Genomic DNA, 15,446 nt, shown 5'->3' with positions numbered 1-15,446 from the left:
TCTATCTGCTGACGTAATTGGTCAATCACCGCTGAGATGAATGAGTTAGTCTGGGGTAAGACAAACGCCCAAGGATAATAATATGACCATCCAGACCCTCACCCGGCAGGATGCAGACAAGGCGCTTCTCCATACTCAGCTAGACAGCCAGCGCCGAGCCCATCACGCCAACCCCGTTCCAAGCTATCAGCAGCGAGTACAAGACCTCAAAACCCTCGCGCGAATGCTACGTGAACAGCAGGAGGCCATTGTAGAAGCCATATGCTGCGACTACGGCAATCGCTCACGGGAGGAAACTCTGCTACTGGAGATATACCCTGCCCTTGCCGGTATTAAGGATGCGATCAAGAACGTCAAGAAGTGGATGAAACCCCGCCGGCGCCATATCGACTTCAAGGCCTATCCCCTGTCAAAAAATACGGTGGTTCCCCAACCCCTGGGGGTAGTCGGAGTAATCGTGCCTTGGAACTTCCCGATTAACCTGAGTATTTCCCCGCTGACCAATATCTTTGCCGCCGGCAATCACGCGATGGTCAAAATGTCGACCAACTCCAGCCGGCTGGCCGAGTTATTAAAAGAGATCAGCCCCAAGTATTTTCCTGAAGAAAAGCTTTCTTTTATTCCTGACTACGGCGAAATAGGCCCACTGTTTTCTAGCCTGAAATTTGACCACCTGATTTTCACCGGCTCCAGCACCACAGGTCGAGCCGTGATGCGCTCCTGTGCAGAAAATCTCACTCCAGTCACATTGGAGTTGGGTGGAAAGTCACCGGCTATCATCGCCCCAGATTTTCCTATCGAAAAAGCGGCGGAGCGTCTTATCCATTGGAAAATGGTCAATGCGGGCCAGATATGTGTCAATGTCGATTACCTATTCGTACCGGAAAACCAGCTGGACAATTTTATCGAACATGCAGGCCGGCTGATTAAAAAACACTTCCCAAACTGGCAGAGCCCTGACTATACCTCCATTATCGACAGTGCCGCCTACCAGCGCCTGTGGAAAACTCTGGATGATGCCGTCGACAAAGGGGCCAAGGTTTACGATCTAAGCGAGGGGGAGCTCAAGCGGAACGATAGCCTGCGAAAATTCCCCCCTCATCTGTTAGTCAATGTAAACAAAGATATGCTGGTGATGCAGCGGGAAATTTTTGGGCCTCTCCTACCGATTATGACCTATTCCAGGCCCGAAGAGGTTATAGACTATATCAATGCCCAGCCAAGACCGCTGGCAATCTATCCCTATACCAACGATAAGGATCTGCAAAATCGCTATATTGAGCAGATTATGTCTGGCGGTGTGTCGATAAATAACTGCGTGTTACATGTTGGCCAGCACGATATTCCATTTGGCGGCGTTGGGGAGAGTGGTATGGGACACTACCACGGCTACGAAGGGTTCCTCACCTTCTCCAAACTGAGGCCAATTTATCAACAGGGACCTATCGATCTACTGAGGTTAATGCGCCCACCCTATGGAAAGTTTTCCAATAGACTATTAAATTTTATGCTCAAGATGACTCAATAAAACTGGGCACTAACTGGGTGCGAGTAGTCAAAACCCTTTCCTGAAAAAACGATAACCCGGCGAGCCTTCTCGCCGGGTTAATTTTTAGTTTTTCCTGATATTCCGTTGAAATCACTGGCGTAATGATCATCCTCTGTCCACACTAAAAACATGGCTTGGTTGTAGTGTTGGAGCCTTGTGTGAGTTTTATCGTAACGATCATGCTCGTTAGTAATTTGACAAACCCTATTCCCCCAGGACTGGACCCCAACAAGCCAGCCCCCATCTACGATAGTCCAGACCTCTATGAGGCCACCCCTTCGGTGATCGCACTCGACCCCTCCACTATTCGCTCAAAACTCTACCATTTGGGATTTAAACCAATTACCAGCATGCGCTTTGTTGGTGGACGCTGGAAAATTCAAGCGGTTTACCTGGGAGAACTCAGAGCCCTGGAGGTGAACCCAGACAATGGAATTATTATTGCGGATCGCCCAGCTAAATAGGCAATATGAGCACGCCAATGGAGCCGATGCAAAAAGGAAAGATACTAATACTCGGGGCCGGCTCCATTGGATCTTACTTAGCCGCAAAATTTTTTCATACAAATTATCATGTAGATGTCATAGGAAGAAAGGCTGACAGGATTGGGGATCGACTTTACATCAACAACCAGACATTTGACTTTCCACTGACCTCAAGTGAGGTCAATATACAGTTAACCTATGATTTCATTTTCTTGACATGCAAGGTCTTTGATCTTAAAAAAAATCTGCATAAATTAAAGGAAAGAAGCCCAAAATCAAAAGTTATAATATTACTACAAAACTGCCTCTTTGACATTTCCGAACTTGAACGCACCTATAACCAGGACTTAACGAGCCTTCTGGTGTATGACGGCTTCAATTTAAGCGAGAACAGATTAAAGCATACTCAAGGTTCTGGATTTCTCATTGGGAGCGACAAACACACAGAAAGCTTACTTCACCTATTTAAAGACTCACACATAGAAATTAAAAAAACTGAAAATATCCAGCAGCATCGAATTGAAAAAGCCATTTATAACTGTGTGATAAATATATTCTCTGCCACCCACTCAAAAACCATCAAGGAACTATTTGCCGACGCAGAAATAATTGAACACATGCAAAATATACTCTATGAATCTCATGAAGTTCTGTCACAAGAAATGGAGATTGCACAAACTAAAGAGATAATGTGGGATAACCTAAGTCGACTCGCCAGTAATCTGGACCACCATACTTCAACCTACCAGGACGTCAGAGAAAACAAAGTTACAGAGCTTGCCTTTTTAAATGGCTTTATTATTGATTTGGGGCGCAAAGTAGGTGTAGCTACCCCCCTAAATATTGAGGCCGTGGATAAATTTAAGAGAAAATATCCCAATCTATATTGACTTTTCATGGCATCATGAAGAATCGGACAAAGCTAAGCCACATACTATAAAAAAAGATCACAGACCTTCCCTGCTATTTTTCCAACCATCTAACAGCTGACTTTAAAGTTACCCAGTATCCAGATACCCATTTGGCTATGGATATAGCTCAATCAGGCAGTTATGGAAGTCAACAGGAGACCGATTAATAGTGGATCGGGCACTGTAATTCATACAAAGAGTAGCTTAAATAGGTGATAACCTCGGCCGCCCCATATCACCTTGACGATTTATAGCAGTTACTAGAAAAAATCTAAGGATCACGCCATATTTATCAAAACGCCTGAAGTCTTCTCGGAATCCTTTGCCGTGAGCGGGTAAATCACGCTCACCCAATATAGATATTGACTACAGCACCCATGCTACAAGAGCCAACCCAAATCTGCATTGAATGCTGCTAAGAATATTCAAAGTTTAGCCCCCCTGACAGCCCTAAATCAGCTGAAGAGTTCAATGACGCTAACTGATAAAATTCATTTGCAGACAGCTGTTCATAATGGGAAAATACCGGTATCAGAATCATTAAAGTAGAAAATAGATCCAATAAAATAGATAATATGTGGAAATTTTTACTTAATTATGGCGACCTAACATTATACCTAGTATCCAATGTATCTAAATTTTGTAAATAGACTCAAACAATACTCAATGTTAGCTGTCTATCATAGGCGATAGACATTGAAACCCAGCCCCTTGTCAACAACATTATTTTGTTTTTTAGCTGAATAAGCTTACGAGAAGCAGTCCACCCCCTCAAGTTAGGCAATTTAACTCTTATTGATTTATGCGTATCTGTATCATAGAAGACGATATAAAGTTAAGCCATTACCTTTTGAAAAGCCTCACCCAAGAAGGGCATAGTGTTGAGCTTTGCCATGATGGAAAAACAGGGTTGATTCAAGCCAGCACAGAATCGTTTGATGCCATTGTACTTGATCGGATGCTTCCCGGTTTAAACGGGTTGAATTTACTAAAAGCTTTGCGAGAAATGAAAATATATACCCCAGTTTTGATGCTAAGCAATCTGGGGGAAGTAGATCATCGCGTTGAAGGATTACGTAATGGGTGTGATGATTACCTAGCCAAGCCGTTTTCATTCGCTGAGCTTCTAGCCAGAATAGAAGTAATTGGTAAGCGTCGCCCTCTGTCCAGCGCTCAAAAGTCCCTCATTGTTTCAGACCTTGAGTTAAACCTGTTAAGCAGACAAGCCCAACGCAAAGATCGAAGTATCGATTTATTAACTAGAGAGTTCAAGCTTCTAGAGTACTTGATGCTACATGAGGGGCAGGTCGTCACAAAAACTATGCTACTGGAGCAAGTCTGGGATCTACACTTCGATCCAAAAACCAACGTAGTTGAAGTGCATATTAGCAGGCTCAGAAAAAAAATTGACCACCCACTCGAAACCCCACTTATTCATACGATTAGGGGGGCTGGATATGTCCTTCACAAAAAAGATTAAACTTCTGAAGAGTTCAAACTTCAAATTAGCGACTATTACATTCAGCCTTGTCTGCCTTAGCTCTACTATATCTCTAATAGCAACTTATTTTTTAACAAAAAAATCATTGGTTGAACCTGCGCTTTCTCTAATTGAGGAAACCGCCAAAGAGTCCATCACAGAGATCGACGAGCTTGGATTTTTTCACCCTAGAATATATCCTAAATTCCAAGAAATAAAACCTAAAAACTTTATCAATAACGAAGCGTCACCGTCAAAATTCACAAAGAGCTATATAGAGTTTTTTACTAACCTTATTTCCCAAGAAAATTTAGATCAACAAGAAAAACTTGCCGCTCAGGGGCGACTATTTGCACTCGGTGAAGATATAAACCCACCACTAAAATATATACCCTCTATTCTGATTTGGCACTTGTTGAATAGCGAGTTCCCTGAAGACTTCCACGACTATATAGATAACATAACGGACGAGCGATTTAACGATTGGCCTAAATACCATAAAAAGATACAAAGTGATCAAACTTTACTTGCAAAGCACTATATCGAAGCCGAATATTTTTTAGACACCGAAGAGCTCTGTGTACAAATTTTAGACAGCAATCATAATTCTATCCTTAGCAATATCGAAAGACCTACGCCTGGAAATCTAAAATATAAGTCTGCGTACACAGTTATTTCTAACTCAGACTTCACATTTGACCAAGAAAAAAACCAAAAGGTTTGCCTTGTAAAAGCTTATCCTCTATCCGATGGAGGTTCATTATTACTGGGAAGGGAATTCACTAGGGAATACGAATTACTGGAATTGCTTAAAACTATTATTTTTATAGGATTTTTAATTACCGTACTCATAAGCCTGTTATGTGGATATCTTGTATCCCGACATGCCGTAAAAAGAATCAGTGAAATCAACCAAGTATGCCGTCAAATTATGATAGGAGATCTTAGCAAACGCGTACCAGTTAACAACACTGGCAGCGACTGTGATCAACTAGCTCTTCATATCAACTCAATGTTAGACAAAATCCAGCAGCTAATGTCTGGAGTGAAGCAAGTTTCCGACAATATTGCCCATGATCTAAAATCTCCTCTTACGCGTCTCCGAGGCCAATTAGAATTATTACTTTCTATGGAAAAACTGGAGAGAGGGACTATTGAGGCTATCATAGACGAAAACGACAGGATCATTGATTGCTTTAATGCCTTACTAAGAATTTCACAAATTGAGCAAGGCGCACGTAGATCAGCGTTTAAGAGCTTTTCATTACATCATGTCATTGACACACTCGTCGATGTCTATGAACCAACATTCCAAGATCTGGGAATACAATTATGCCTTAATTTAAATAATGAACAGCATTTTATCTATGGGGATAAAGAGCAATGGTCACAAGCTATTGCCAACCTATTGGACAATGTAATTAAGTATGCCCCCCACAGTGGAAATCTAGATATAAGCCTAACTACTTCTTTTCATAAAGATGGGAACTACCTTCATTTAGAATTGCATGATAGAGGACCTGGAATTCCAGAGGACGACCTTCAAAAGGTCTTTGAAAGGTTTTATAGACTGGAATCACACAGGCATACGAGAGGTAATGGGCTAGGGCTGAGTCTTGTAATGGCTGTTTGTAATTTACATAATGCCAAAATCAAACTCAACAATTGCAAAGGGTTACTTGTTCAGATAGATATTCCAATAAGGAAGAAATCACACTTCCAAGACTCATCTAGCTCCAAGAATATTGAAACGGCTCAACTATAATGATCTTTCAAGTAATATAGATGTAATAGGACACGTTTATACCTTAACGTTGAAGAAAAGTTAGCTGTTCCAAAGGCAGCTATCCTGAAGGATAGCTGCCTTTCTAATTACTCACTCAATTTAAACTAAGAATTACTAGGATTAACCGTTTACATCAAGATTTGGTTTAACATCAATAGTTACGTCTGAAGTTGCTGCCACAGGTAGCCATATGATTAAACTTTGAGTGCCATCTGTATCCCTGATAATACCTTTTTTTACTTCAGTTAAAATTTGACCATTATATTTTACCTGTGGGAGTTCATTTGATCCCCATTGGCGAACAACTAATGTCGGGTTCTGTAAAGGATTTGTATCACTGGCCTTTACCATCAGGGATATTTCATTTGCTGCTTTTGAAGCTGTCAGCCTATAAGCTCGCTCGTCAGTAATATAAGTGACCGTATTACTGTCAGCGCCCTTGATAGCATTCATTTTAGGCGGAGAGATCCATGATTTTGCCAAACCTTGTAGATCTGTTGGCGTACCCTGGGTAAAACCATACATCATAGATCCCGTACCATACTCAAAAGCTTCAAGATTCCCGACTGCAAAGTGAGACACTCGATCGTTGGTAACAGAAAATCGACCATCTGAAGGGATTTGTGCCACCGGCCAATGATTCCACGGCCCCGCAAAGGGGAAAACACTGCCCAAGAAGTCAATATACTCTGAGCTTTCCTCATTAGAGGAGGGGAAGAAACCTCCGCCCTGACTTACTCCGAAGACCTTCCAATTAGTTTGGCTATTCAGAACAGCAATATTACCAGGCAAAGGCGTCTGATCATTATCTGGCCTAGGATATAGGACATCAAAACTTTCACCTGTAAGACCTGAAATTGAAACCGCATTGTAATTCAAAAAGTCTTCAGCTTTTTGATCCGGACCCAGCAGCCATTGAAAGTCCTGATAAAATTCAATCCCCCCTTCATCAGCCGCAGGATGATAAAACACATCCCGGATTGCCACACCATCGGGATAAATTGTATGCACCTCATCAATATAAGCAGTATTCATTACAGGCAAATCAAATACATCTGCCGCAGCATAACGCCAGTGAACTTTAACCCGCGCCGATGTATTTTCAATCATACGAACATGGGTACGTAAGGCCGCTTTATCAGACATATGCTCGGCCAAAGAGACGATTGGATTGAAAACTGAGGCTGGTGTTTCAGGATCATCCGGGTCTGGTATTATCAGTTCAACACTCTGGTCAGACATCCACCGATTATCTGTTACGAGGTTCATACCATGAGAAGTTCCTCGCCAATAAACATAGCTAATTGGCTTATCATCGAATCGGACAACAATATCCTCGCTCTCTGTCACTCTCCACATATTATCCCAAGCATCATTAAATTCTAATTTTGTATAGATGCCACCAAATTTTTGCGGGTATTTTTCCAGATCAGGCAGTTGCCGCTTTTTGTAGCTTGAATCAGGATCACTTTTTAATGCAGATTTAAAGCCATTATAGGTATCGGTAAACTCCTTAGCGGTTAGTGCTCGATTATAAAGAGCAATTTCATCAACTGCCCCTTCAATACCAAATAGACTCGAGAAATGATTGAACTCATCAACTTCACCTTCCCGCACCCCATCGGTGGCAGGTAATGCTGATTGATTCATACCAATTATTAATGGCATATCAGGAGTTGATAGATCTATATTTAAGGCTTGACTTTTATCTTCTATCCCGTTGATAAACAGGGATACATTATTTCCCGCTGAAACGCCAACCTGAACCCATTGATTCCTTGGAATGACACTTTGAGAGACTAGTGTTTTACCATTCGCAGTAAACAACAGCTTTCCACTGGAGTTTACTCCAAAATAGAAGCCCTCTTTTCCTACTTCCTTCGACTGGTGAAGGATAGGTGCATTGTTCCAAGGATATGCCGCTAGATTGATCCAAGCTTCAATAGAAAGAGAGTTACTTAGTTTAGGAATTTCATCCTGCGCCACAACCACAGCAGACCTGTAACCATCTAAAAAAAGCGCCGAACCAGATACACCACCAATCCAATCATCACCATGACTGTCAATATATCCTGTAGCTGAGTTCAGACTATCGGTAGTACTAGTGCCCTCCCCTTCATCAAACTTCCAGTAAGCTATAGGTTGATCTGGTAGTGAACGGTTAACAATCGCTCTCTTATTAATATCTGCAGCATCTAACACCAAGGAACCAGGCTCTTCATGCACATCAACAATACCGCTTTCCGTGAGGCGCATAGTTTGAAATACAGACCCTTTACCCGCTTTCCAATCTGTAATGCTATCAGTGCCCGGGCGATATAAACGCGTGACACTGCCATCGTGAGTGATGGTAAATATCTCGTGAACCACCCCTTCGGGATCTCTTCCTTTCAATGCATCGGCTTCAGGAAAGTAGCGCCAATGAATGACAATTTTTTTATCTGTTTGCTCTAAAATACGAACAAAGGAAAAGTCATTTGATTTATCAAACCGTACATTTACTTCAGCAGGAATATCAGCCAAATGGCCAACAGGTGTCGAACCACCCGTAAAATGCCAAACAGGTCTATAACTATGTTCGCGTGAAAAAACAAATTTGCCTTTTCCATCGATGTTGACAATGACATCGGCATAGGGGCCTGAGGTTTTTTCTGGAATATCTGGTGAATTAATACGAGTATAATACGCAAAAAAACCTTTCTCTATTTGAGTGAGGCCATCTTGTGGCGCTTTTGATTCTGATGCCACACCCTGATTAGAGTTAGTCGAATCTTTACAGCCTAGCACGGCAAGACATATAGCCAGTACAAGGTTACCTTTTGGCGTTAACATATCTACTCTTCCCTCTCATTTAATGAGAGAGAGTTTAAATGAGCAGCTTAACGTCAGGCTGGATTGAACATTAAATATATTTAATATACATATATAAATAGCAATGATTACTTCAACGGGGTTATTCAGAGGCCCCTTAGTGTGTTTTTATTCCTAAAAAGCACCCTAGCAATCTCATCAGGGATTGTACCTATAGGGCTTACCAGCACATCAGTCAACTTTTCAAATTCAGCTATCGACCTATACACCCCCGATGGTTGCCACTTCCAATCTCAACAGTGTATAGCTGCACTCAGCGATCTTTGTTCCCTGCCTATTAAATTAATTACAGCTAAAACTTCACCTATCAATGACACACTCAAGAGAACAGTTGAACTTCTTACTGAACATGCTGAAGTCATAGGATTTAAGGCACAGCCAAAAATTTTAAGTGAAAATCCTTGGCCTGTTACTGAATTCATACTGCTTTGTACTGCGCACCACAATAAAAACTGGCCCTATCTTTTGCTCATATTTTTATTATTCAAAAAAAAGCCCCGCTTTTGCGGGGCTTTTTAGATAGGCTAAATGGCCGGCTTACATCATGCCGCCCATACCGCCCATACCACCCATGCCGCTCATGTCAGGAGCAGCCGGCTTGTCTTCCGGGATTTCTGCAACCATGGCTTCAGTGGTGATCATCAGGCCAGCGATAGAAGCTGCCGCTTGCAGAGCAGAGCGGGTTACTTTAGCTGGGTCCAGGATACCCATTTCCAGCATATCGCCGTACTCGCCAGTAGCTGCGTTGTAACCGAAGTTACCTTCACCTTGCTTCACTTTATCAACAACTACAGACGCTTCGTCACCGGCGTTGGCAACGATCTGACGCAGAGGCATTTCCATAGCGCGCAGGGCTGCAGCGATGCCGTGGTTCTGGTCTTCGTTGTCACCAGTTACAGTGATAGCCTGGGTAGCGCGAACCAGAGCGGTACCACCGCCAGGTACTACACCTTCCTCAACTGCAGCGCGGGTAGCGTGCAGTGCGTCTTCAACGCGGGCTTTCTTCTCTTTCATTTCTACTTCAGTAGCGGCGCCTACTTTGATTACTGCAACACCGCCAGCCAGCTTGGCTACGCGCTCTTGCAGCTTCTCTTTGTCGTAGTCGGAAGAAGACTCTTCGATCTGCGCACGGATCTGGCCAACGCGAGCTTCGATGTCTTTAACATCGCCAGCACCGTCAACGATTACAGTGTTCTCTTTGGACAGGGTTACGCGCTTAGCAGTACCCAGGTGCTCCAGAGTAGTACCTTCCAGCTCCAGACCAACTTCTTCAGAAATCACGGTGCCGCCAGTCAGGATAGCGATGTCCTGCAGCATGGCTTTACGACGGTCGCCGAAGCCAGGCGCTTTAACAGCGGCTACTTTAACGATGCCGCGCATGCTGTTTACAACCAGAGTAGCCAGTGCTTCGCCTTCTACGTCTTCAGCGATGATCAGCAGCGGCTTGGAAGCTTTAGCTACTTGCTCCAGCAGGGGCAGCAGGTCACGGATGTTGGAGATTTTCTTGTCTACCAGCAGGATGAACGGATTGTCCAGCTCGGCAGTCATGTTCTCTTGGTTGGTGATGAAGTAAGGAGACAGGTAGCCGCGGTCGAACTGCATACCTTCTACTACGTCCAGCTCGTTTTCCAGGCCGGAACCTTCTTCAACGGTGATAACACCTTCTTTGCCAACTTTTTCCATGGCTTCAGCAATGATGGTACCAACGCTCTCGTCGCTGTTAGCGGAGATAGTACCTACCTGAGCAATAGACTTGGTGTCGGCGCAAGGAGTGGACAGGCTCGCAATGTGCTCAACAGCAGCAACTACGGCTTTGTCGATACCGCGCTTCAGGTCCATTGGGTTGAAGCCAGCAGCTACGGACTTCAGGCCTTCGGTTACGATAGCCTGAGCCAGAACGGTAGCAGTGGTGGTGCCGTCACCAGCAGTGTCGGAAGCTTTGGAAGCAACTTCCTTCACCATTTGCGCACCCATGTTTTCGAACTTGTCTTTCAGTTCGATTTCTTTGGCTACGGAAACACCGTCTTTAGTTACGGTAGGAGCACCGAAGGATTTGTCCAGAACTACGTTGCGGCCTTTAGGGCCCAGGGTAGTTTTAACGGCGTCTGCCAGGATGTTTACGCCTTTCAGCATTTTCTGACGAGCGTCGTCAGCGAAAATTACGTCTTTAGCTGCCATGATTCTTATTCCTCAAATTCTTTGTGCGAGTAACGTTGGGGGCTTAAATTAGCCTTCCAACACGCCGTAGATGTCACCTTCGTTCATGATGATCAGCTCTTCGCCGTCCACCTTGAGGGTATTGCTGTCGGCGTAGCGACCGAAAACAACAGTGTCACCTACCTTGACTGACAGTGCGCGAACATCGCCATTGTCCAGCAGTTTGCCCTCACCCACGGCTACCACTTCGCCTTGGTTCGGCTTTTCCTTGGCAGCGCCCGGCAGTACGATACCGCCAGCTGACATCGCTTCTTCTTCCTTACGGCGTACTACGACGCGGTCGTGTAAAGGACGAATTTTCATGGATAAGTTCTCCATTGAGTCGTTTTTTAAGGTTTTTCAACATCGGCGGTACCAGCCCTAGGGGCCAGTAACCTCACCCCTCCCTGGTTATCAGGGGCGGGGTTTAATTCAGAGTTGCTCCCTATCTATGGGCGCGAGAATAGATTTCAACACTCTTCTGTGAAAAAACTACAAAAGTACCGGGTGAAGAGTAAAAATGTGCACTATTTAACCAAATCAGTCTTTATCGTGCTTGTGATCCACCCGCTCTCTAGACTTTCTCTCGTCTCGTGAGAACTCTCCCTCGATGATGTCTGGACCACGCTGACTGGAGTCGGATCTGTGGGGGCCACCGGGGCGGACTATGGTGACATGACGCAGCAGTCTTCCCAGTAGCAGTTGGCGCAACCCCGGTATCAGGCAGGCAAACCCGATGGCATCGGTGATAAATCCAGGGGTCAGCAGCAGCGCGCCGCCCACAGCGAGAAAAATCCCTTCGACCATCTCTTTGGCGGGAATATCACCAGTGCGCATCTTCTCCTGAGCCCGCATCAGGGTCGACAACCCCTGGCGACGCAGGAGGGTCACACCAACGATGGCTGTCAAAAATACCAGCCCAATGGTAGGCAAGGCGCCGATTTCTCTCCCTACGGTGATTAACACCCACATTTCAAGTACAGGTAGGACTATAAATAGAAGCAGCAAGGGACGCATAGAGAGAATTCCTGATCTAAAAGCCCATCCCAACTATAAGGGCGAGAAGGAGCTTGAGGTGTTGTCGATATGCTGAAGTAAATGGAGTGGCGAGGCAAATTATTCAAGGGCGCCATATTCAACCCCACAATAACCGGGAGAGAGGGAGGCTTAGATGGCAAGCGAACAGCAGGATGCCTTGGAGGCACCGACCATTGGTCGCAGCCGACATTTAGTCGATGATATTTTGGCCGAGGCCGATGTTCGAATTAATGGTGACAGACCCTGGGACATCCAGCTGCACCGGGAAGAAGCGCTGGACGAGATTGTCGCTCGTCAAAGTTTGGGGTTGGGCGAGACCTATATGCGTGGCGATTGGGATGTTCCAGCTTTAGATCAGTTTATGACCCGTGTGATCAAGGCAGACCTAGATCGTCATATGAAAACCTGGCGCAATACCTGGCGTTATCTGCGTAGCTATTGCATCAACCTGCAAAGTCGCAATCGGGCCTTCGAAGTGGGTGAACACCACTACGATCTCGGCAATGAATTTTACGCCGCCATGCTCGACAGCCGCCTTACTTACAGTTGCGGTTACTGGAAAGACGCGCAAACCCTGGATGAGGCCCAGGAGGCCAAACTGGACCTCATTTGCCGTAAACTGCAATTAGAGCCCGGTATGAAGCTGCTGGATATCGGCTGTGGCTGGGGAAGCCTGATTGGCTATGCCGCGCAAAAATACCAGGTAGAGTGTGTTGGTATCACCATATCCCGCGAACAGCGGGCTTATGCCTCGGAGCGCTATGCCAATCTGCCTATTAAGGTACACCTACAGGATTATCGTGCTCTTAATGAGCGCTTTGACCGTATTGCAAGTGTTGGCATGTTCGAGCATGTGGGCCATAAAAATCATAAAGCCTTTATGGAAGTCGGTAAGCGCTGCTTGAAGAAAGACGGTATTTTGCTCCTGCACACCATCGGTAAATCCAAGCCCACCAATACAGACCCCTGGTTCGAAAAATATATTTTCCCAAATGGCGAAATACCAACAGCAGTGCGAATATCCCAAGCTGCGCAGGGAATTTTCACCAGTGAAGATTTACACAATTTCGGGCCGGACTACGACAAAACACTCCTGGCCTGGCATGAAAATTTTGAACGCAATTGGCCCCGCTTTGCAGATCGTTACGGAAGAAAGTTTTCTCGCATGTGGCGATTTTATTTATTAACCAGCGCTGCAACATTTAGATCACGAAGGCTGCAGTTGTGGCAATGGATGTTTTCCAATAATCGCACCGGTGGGGTGGAACGTATTTGCTGAGCAAATACAACGCCTATCCATGCGAATATAAACACATTTAAAATTGAGCACGGGTGACTGGCCAAAAGACAGCCACCCAGCTCTTGCCCTCTTCATCAAGCGCCCTACCTATCCTACAGGCCAGCCTCACTGGTTAAGGATTTCCTGCAATGCATTTCTTATTTGAAACTACTAATGGCCTAAAGCTGCTGATACAAATTCACACCTTCACAGCGATTGTCCTCACCGTTCTCGCTATCCCGCTGACCATATTGATGAAGAAAGGGAGCATCTACCACCGCGCCTGCGGTATAACTTCATTGTTACTAGCCGTTATATTTTCTGGTAGCGCAATATTAATGCTTTTTAACCCATTCATTGTCCCACACCTGAAAGCAGACATTCCCAGGTATCAGATAGATACCGCCTATGTGTATAACACGCATCCGGATCTTTTATTACTAGGGCTAATTTCTATATTCTGCTATGCGATATTTTCCGCTTATCGCATCTGGCCTAGAACCAAACACTCAAAAGATGACCGTATTACTTCCAACCTTTTCGATTGGCTATTGACCCTGGTGGCTGCCTGGGTAGCCACTTTTTATTTCCAGGTGTTCTTGTATGACATTGGCCATCACCCTAGCTATGCCAATATCTTTCTTGTCCCATCAGCAATCATGTTGATTTTTGCCGCCTTCGACGTTTATACCTTTACTTTTCGCCCTCATATTTCCGGCAGGCCCTGGTGGGCTTTACATATGAGCAAGATGCTTCTCGCCTGGATCACACTGATAAAAGGTTTTTTATTCAGAGACTTTCATTTATCGCTCAACAAGACTGTTTTCCACGAAGTCATGTCCACTATTGTATGGATTGTTGTCTGCTTAATAATCTATCTAATCTTTCGCAAGAGGTTTAGCCAACTGAGTAAACAGGGAAGCCAAAAAAATAAGCCATAAGTCGGCTGTTAAATGGACTGAATTAGGCTTAGGCCAGGGAGAAATATCAGGATTGGGGAAGGAATAGGTAGAAAGGGTGAACAGTGTTCACCCTTTTAACTAGAGCTCTGGGCTACTAGATACTAGAGACGCGCGCCACCATCAACATCTAGAACACGACCAGTGATATAGTCATTTTCCAGGATAAAGGAAACGGTGGAGGCAATCTCATCCTGATCCCCGAGACGGCGCAGCGGCACCTGTTTTACCAGGCTCTCCAGGATCTCTGGACGCATCTGCGCAACCATATCGGTGCCGATAAAACCCGGGGCAATTGCGGCCACCCGTACGCCGTAGCGGGCTAGTTCGCGAGCCCAGGTTACCGTCATTGCGGCAACCCCCGCCTTACTGGCAGAGTAATTGGTTTGCCCCATATTGCCGGCACGGGAAAGACTGGAGATATTAATCATTACCCCGCCTTTGCCACTCTCCGCCATAATCCCCGCAGCCGCTCGACCACAGAGGAAAACGCCGGTCAGGTTCACATCAATTACCGATTGCCACTGAGCTAGAGACATTCGGTCGGTCACTTTGCCTTCTTTACATTTCAGCAACATGCCATCGCGCATAATACCGGCATTATTGATCAGCACCTGCAGGCCACCGAAGTCCTCGGCAATTTGCAAAAAGCCCTTGTCCACCTCTTCTTCATTGGCGACATTGATCACATAGCTACACGCCTCGGCGCCGTGCTGCTCACAGGCGGCGACACTCTGCTTGAGACCGTCCTCATTGACATCAATCAATGCCAACCGGGCTCCGCGCGCAGCCAGGTATTCCGCCATTGCACGCCCCAAACCTTGGCCCGCGCCAGTAATCGCCACTATGCTGCCGGCAATCTGCATGATGAACTCCTTATTTTTTAATATTT

General features: G+C 45.2%; 13 protein-coding genes. 8 read left to right on the top strand and 5 right to left on the bottom strand.

Annotation, left to right across the window (positions count from 1 at the left end):
• The first annotated feature begins 82 nt into the window (after positions 1 to 82).
• From ACJJID_RS02700 to ACJJID_RS02680, 5 genes are all read left to right on the top strand, one after another.
• Positions 83 to 1,528, top strand: a complete 1,446-nt coding sequence (locus ACJJID_RS02700; protein ID WP_444921375.1) for a coniferyl aldehyde dehydrogenase — start codon at positions 83 to 85, stop codon at positions 1,526 to 1,528.
• Positions 1,529 to 1,707: 179 nt separating this feature from the next.
• Complete coding sequence (locus ACJJID_RS02695; protein ID WP_444921374.1) at positions 1,708 to 2,013, top strand: hypothetical protein; 306 nt, start codon at positions 1,708 to 1,710, stop codon at positions 2,011 to 2,013.
• A 17-nt stretch (positions 2,014 to 2,030) separates the two neighbouring features.
• Positions 2,031 to 2,924: a ketopantoate reductase family protein gene (locus ACJJID_RS02690; protein WP_444921373.1), complete on the top strand. Its 894-nt coding sequence runs from the start codon at positions 2,031 to 2,033 to the stop codon at positions 2,922 to 2,924.
• A gap of 823 nt (positions 2,925 to 3,747) precedes the next feature.
• Complete coding sequence (locus ACJJID_RS02685) at positions 3,748 to 4,425, top strand: winged helix-turn-helix domain-containing protein (RefSeq protein ID WP_444921372.1); 678 nt, start codon at positions 3,748 to 3,750, stop codon at positions 4,423 to 4,425.
• On the top strand, positions 4,403 to 6,190 hold the full coding sequence (locus ACJJID_RS02680) for a sensor histidine kinase (RefSeq protein WP_444921371.1): 1,788 nt from the start codon (positions 4,403 to 4,405) through the stop codon (positions 6,188 to 6,190). Before ACJJID_RS02685 ends, ACJJID_RS02680 begins: the two co-directional genes overlap by 23 nt.
• A gap of 141 nt (positions 6,191 to 6,331) precedes the next feature.
• Here ACJJID_RS02680 and ACJJID_RS02675 read toward each other — a convergent pair whose 3' ends face one another.
• Positions 6,332 to 9,043, bottom strand: coding sequence for a LamG domain-containing protein (locus ACJJID_RS02675; RefSeq protein ID WP_444921370.1), 2,712 nt, complete (start codon positions 9,041 to 9,043; stop codon positions 6,332 to 6,334).
• Between the two features lie 141 nt (positions 9,044 to 9,184).
• On the opposite strand from ACJJID_RS02675, the gene ACJJID_RS02670 reads away from it, so the two are divergent.
• Positions 9,185 to 9,601, top strand: a complete 417-nt coding sequence (locus tag ACJJID_RS02670) for a hypothetical protein (protein ID WP_444921369.1) — start codon at positions 9,185 to 9,187, stop codon at positions 9,599 to 9,601.
• An 18-nt stretch (positions 9,602 to 9,619) separates the two neighbouring features.
• Here the strand turns inward: ACJJID_RS02670 and groL are convergent, their stop codons facing one another.
• The 3 genes from groL to ACJJID_RS02655 all read right to left on the bottom strand — a co-directional run bounded on the left by groL (position 9,620) and on the right by ACJJID_RS02655 (position 12,295).
• Positions 9,620 to 11,260 (bottom strand): chaperonin GroEL, encoded by a 1,641-nt coding sequence (gene groL, locus ACJJID_RS02665; RefSeq protein ID WP_444921368.1) that lies wholly within the window; start codon positions 11,258 to 11,260, stop codon positions 9,620 to 9,622.
• Between the two features lie 48 nt (positions 11,261 to 11,308).
• Positions 11,309 to 11,602: a co-chaperone GroES gene (locus ACJJID_RS02660; protein WP_444921367.1), complete on the bottom strand. Its 294-nt coding sequence runs from the start codon at positions 11,600 to 11,602 to the stop codon at positions 11,309 to 11,311.
• 216 nt (positions 11,603 to 11,818) lie between these two features.
• Complete coding sequence (locus tag ACJJID_RS02655; RefSeq protein WP_444921366.1) at positions 11,819 to 12,295, bottom strand: FxsA family protein; 477 nt, start codon at positions 12,293 to 12,295, stop codon at positions 11,819 to 11,821.
• Between the two features lie 154 nt (positions 12,296 to 12,449).
• On the opposite strand from ACJJID_RS02655, the gene cfa reads away from it, so the two are divergent.
• Both cfa and ACJJID_RS02645 read left to right on the top strand, forming a co-directional pair.
• Positions 12,450 to 13,595 carry a cyclopropane fatty acyl phospholipid synthase gene (gene cfa, locus ACJJID_RS02650; RefSeq protein WP_152452200.1) on the top strand — a complete coding sequence of 382 codons (1,146 nt, stop codon included), beginning with the start codon at positions 12,450 to 12,452 and terminating at the stop codon, positions 13,593 to 13,595.
• Positions 13,596 to 13,744: 149 nt separating this feature from the next.
• Positions 13,745 to 14,536: a hypothetical protein gene (locus ACJJID_RS02645; protein WP_444921365.1), complete on the top strand. Its 792-nt coding sequence runs from the start codon at positions 13,745 to 13,747 to the stop codon at positions 14,534 to 14,536.
• Between the two features lie 122 nt (positions 14,537 to 14,658).
• Here the strand turns inward: ACJJID_RS02645 and ACJJID_RS02640 are convergent, their stop codons facing one another.
• Positions 14,659 to 15,420: an SDR family oxidoreductase gene (locus ACJJID_RS02640; protein ID WP_444921364.1), complete on the bottom strand. Its 762-nt coding sequence runs from the start codon at positions 15,418 to 15,420 to the stop codon at positions 14,659 to 14,661.
• Positions 15,421 to 15,446: the final 26 nt, after the last annotated feature.

This window comes from Microbulbifer sp. CnH-101-G (assembly GCF_052466775.1).
Note: the sequence above shows the minus strand (reverse complement) of the source record. Positions and strands in the feature narration are given on the sequence as shown.

Excerpts from the sequence above, each read along its gene's own strand:
- ACJJID_RS02690 (WP_444921373.1), top strand. The coding sequence starts at position 2,031 with ATGGAGCCGATGCAAAAAGGAAAGATACTAATACTCGGGGCCGGCTCC.
- ACJJID_RS02655 (WP_444921366.1), bottom strand. The coding sequence starts at position 12,295 with ATGCGTCCCTTGCTGCTTCTATTTATAGTCCTACCTGTACTTGAAATG.
- ACJJID_RS02700 (WP_444921375.1), top strand. The coding sequence starts at position 83 with ATGACCATCCAGACCCTCACCCGGCAGGATGCAGACAAGGCGCTTCTC.
- ACJJID_RS02645 (WP_444921365.1), top strand. The coding sequence starts at position 13,745 with ATGCATTTCTTATTTGAAACTACTAATGGCCTAAAGCTGCTGATACAA.
- ACJJID_RS02660 (WP_444921367.1), bottom strand. The coding sequence starts at position 11,602 with ATGAAAATTCGTCCTTTACACGACCGCGTCGTAGTACGCCGTAAGGAA.
- ACJJID_RS02685 (WP_444921372.1), top strand. The coding sequence starts at position 3,748 with ATGCGTATCTGTATCATAGAAGACGATATAAAGTTAAGCCATTACCTT.
- groL (WP_444921368.1), bottom strand. The coding sequence starts at position 11,260 with ATGGCAGCTAAAGACGTAATTTTCGCTGACGACGCTCGTCAGAAAATG.
- cfa (WP_152452200.1), top strand. The coding sequence starts at position 12,450 with ATGGCAAGCGAACAGCAGGATGCCTTGGAGGCACCGACCATTGGTCGC.
- ACJJID_RS02675 (WP_444921370.1), bottom strand. The coding sequence starts at position 9,043 with ATGTTAACGCCAAAAGGTAACCTTGTACTGGCTATATGTCTTGCCGTG.
- ACJJID_RS02680 (WP_444921371.1), top strand. The coding sequence starts at position 4,403 with ATGTCCTTCACAAAAAAGATTAAACTTCTGAAGAGTTCAAACTTCAAA.
- ACJJID_RS02640 (WP_444921364.1), bottom strand. The coding sequence starts at position 15,420 with ATGCAGATTGCCGGCAGCATAGTGGCGATTACTGGCGCGGGCCAAGGT.